This window comes from Vibrio sp. ZF 223 (genome assembly GCF_003050585.1).
GTDB lineage: Bacteria > Pseudomonadota > Gammaproteobacteria > Enterobacterales > Vibrionaceae > Vibrio > Vibrio crassostreae.
The window spans coordinates 1-2,521 of record NZ_PIGB01000025.1 but is presented as its reverse complement, the minus strand read 5'-3'; the positions used below and the strand labels follow the sequence as shown (position 1 = coordinate 2,521).

General features: G+C 42.5%; 4 protein-coding genes and 1 pseudogene. 3 read left to right on the top strand and 2 right to left on the bottom strand.

The features are described from left to right. The 3 genes and pseudogenes from CWO13_RS23225 to CWO13_RS23215 form a co-directional block, all read left to right on the top strand. Nucleotides 1–387, top strand: a pseudogene (locus tag CWO13_RS23225) (carboxylesterase family protein); the annotation flags it as partial. A gap of 141 nt (nt 388–528) precedes the next feature. After that, complete coding sequence (locus tag CWO13_RS23220; protein WP_108082702.1) at nt 529–1,038, top strand: helix-turn-helix domain-containing protein; 510 nt, start codon at nt 529–531, stop codon at nt 1,036–1,038. Beyond that, the gene (locus CWO13_RS23215; RefSeq protein WP_108083520.1) at nt 1,035–1,877 is read left to right on the top strand and encodes an IS3 family transposase; all 843 of its coding nucleotides are present in this window, start codon (nt 1,035–1,037) and stop codon (nt 1,875–1,877) included. Before CWO13_RS23220 ends, CWO13_RS23215 begins: the two co-directional genes overlap by 4 nt. Nucleotides 1,878–1,949: 72 nt before the next feature. Here CWO13_RS23215 and CWO13_RS23210 read toward each other — a convergent pair whose 3' ends face one another. Further along, nucleotides 1,950–2,300, bottom strand: a complete 351-nt coding sequence (locus CWO13_RS23210; RefSeq protein ID WP_061038423.1) for a VOC family protein — start codon at nt 2,298–2,300, stop codon at nt 1,950–1,952. Between the two features lie 87 nt (nt 2,301–2,387). Further along, the coding region (locus tag CWO13_RS23205) for a 3'-5' exonuclease (RefSeq protein ID WP_146164389.1) at nt 2,388–2,521 on the bottom strand (134 nt) is incomplete at its 5' end.

Sequence of the window (2,521 nt, the reverse complement as noted above, 5' to 3'; positions counted from 1 at the left end):
AACTTGGCTGCAGGTGGTTCGAATGCGGCGCTATACCAGTTCAACTATCAACCTGATTTTAGCCTTTGGCCTGACTACTACGTAGAGAGCTTTGCAAAAACGTGTAAGCCATCTGAGAGCTCATGTCATGGTGCAGAGCTTTCTTTTATTTTCGGTAATGAGGTGAATGCAGTATCTGGACCTGCTGAATTTTCTAATAAGGATAAGTCTGTTAAAGATGATCTTATGTCACAGTGGTTACAGACTTCTACGTTCACACCATACGCTTTAGAAAAAGACAATGTGACGGTCTTTAACACTAACGGTGAGTTTGTTACGGAAAATGATTGGGACAACACGCTTAATGCCAGTTTATGTGAACAAGTAAACCAAGTGATGGCTTTGTAGCCTTTATTACAGAAGCATGAGCCGAAAGCCTGACTACTATTAGTCTTAATCATTTGTTAGATAAATGGTTAGGTGTAAATTGAAGAGCCACTGTTTGAACTGACCCCCAATAGTTGGACACCAATTATTGGGGGTCTTTTTATGTCCAAATATAGCCGAGAGCTAAAATGTATCATTGCTAAGCAATACTTAGATGGCACGTCATCTCTCTACTTAGCAAAACAATATTCAATTTCTTCAAGACAGATACGGTATTGGGCTCAAGTTTTTGCCATCCATGGCACTGATTCATTTTTACCAACTAAGCATGCTGCTACTGCTCAGACAAAACGAAAAGCATTGAATTTAATGTGGACGAATGAATGGTCTCTCACGCACACTAGCGCAGTATTAAACCTCTCATCCCCTGGGATACTCTCTGTCTGGCTCAAACGATTTAATGAGCTCGGTATCAAGGGGCTCAAAATGCGCCAGAAAGGAAGACCTTCAATGAAACAGCACCCTCAACGTACCACTAAGCCTGATAATGAAATGACACTTGAGGAACTAAAAGAGGAGTTGGTCTACTTACGAACTGAGAATGCCGTTCTAAAAAAGTTGGAAGAGTTAGAGCAGGAAAAAAACCGTCGAACAAAGAAAAAGCGGTCATAGCTCTAACTCTTAAAGGTAAGTACCCGTTGAAGCACTTACTGCACACTCTACAGCTGGCAAAAAGTGTCTTTTATTATCAGGCTCAAACAAGCAAACGCCCAAATAACTACGAACGTGAGCTGCGGTTGATAAAGTCAATTTATCATGAACATAAGGGTCGATACGGCTACCGCCGTATTCACTTGGAACTAAAAAATCAGGGGTTCGTGCTTAATCACAAAACGGTTCAAAGGCTTATGGCTCAGCTCAACCTTAAATCGACGGTCAGGATTAAAAAGTATCGTTCATATCGAGGAGAGTCTGGAACAGCTGCTCCTAACGTGCTTGAAAGAGATTTTAGTGCGACTCAACCCGATGAAAAATGGGTAACTGATGTGACGGAGTTCAAAGTCAAAGAGCAGAAAGTATACTTGTCTCCTGTTGTCGACTTGTTTACTCAGGAAGTGGTTGCCTATAGAGTGGCCAAAAATGCCTGCTTGCCGCTTGTTACGGATATGCTGACGGAAGCTATATCTACGCTTAAACCCAACTCAAAGCCAATTATACATAGCGATCAAGGTTGGCAATATCGCCATCGACAGTATCAGAAAAAGGTAGCGGAAAGTGGGTTAACGCAAAGCATGTCGAGAAAAGGTAACTGCTTGGATAATGCTGTTGCTGAAAACTTTTTTGCTTTACTCAAAACCGAGATGTATCACAACCAAAGCTTTGAAGATGCAGATGCTCTGATAGAGCAAATCAAAGAGTATATCGAGTACTACAATACCAAACGTATAAAAGTGAAACTAAAAGGCCTGACTCCGATAGAATATCGAACTCAGGCCTTGAAAGCCGCTTAACAGAAATGTCCAACTTTACGGGGTCACTTCACAATCGCAGGCTTTTTGTTCGTCTGAATATAGGAATATGGACTACTTGTCACTCCACACTGCCATTTCGTTGCCACTTGGCTCTCTAAAATGGAAGCGCCTACCACCAGGGAAACTGAATATCTCACGGTTTACCTGTCCACCAGCATCCATCACGTCACGTTCAGTTTGCTCAAGATCTTGGCTATAGAAAACCATCAGCGCTGCGCCGTTATCCGTATTCGATGCAAGATTCGCCAAATAGAAGCCGCCCATTAAGCCTTTACCTTCAAAAGCAGAATACTCAGGGCCATAGTCTTCGAAGCGCCAACCAAACACTTGGCTGAAAAACGCCTTAGTTGCTGCGATGTCTTTCGCAGCAAATTCAATGTAGTTAATAGAGCCGTGTTCCATAGCAAACTCCTTATGCTTTATGCGTCTGCCTTGTGATATTAAGGCAGGGCTTGAAGATCTAATATTAGACAATTACGTCAAGTAACATCACTTTTTACGAACAACGGGGTAATCAGAACCATGCAGCTCTTGCACAAAGCCAGAACCGTCACCGCTGTGCGTAATCCATACTTTCTCTTTTGCCCGCGTCATTGCTACATAGAACAAACGACGCTCTTCCG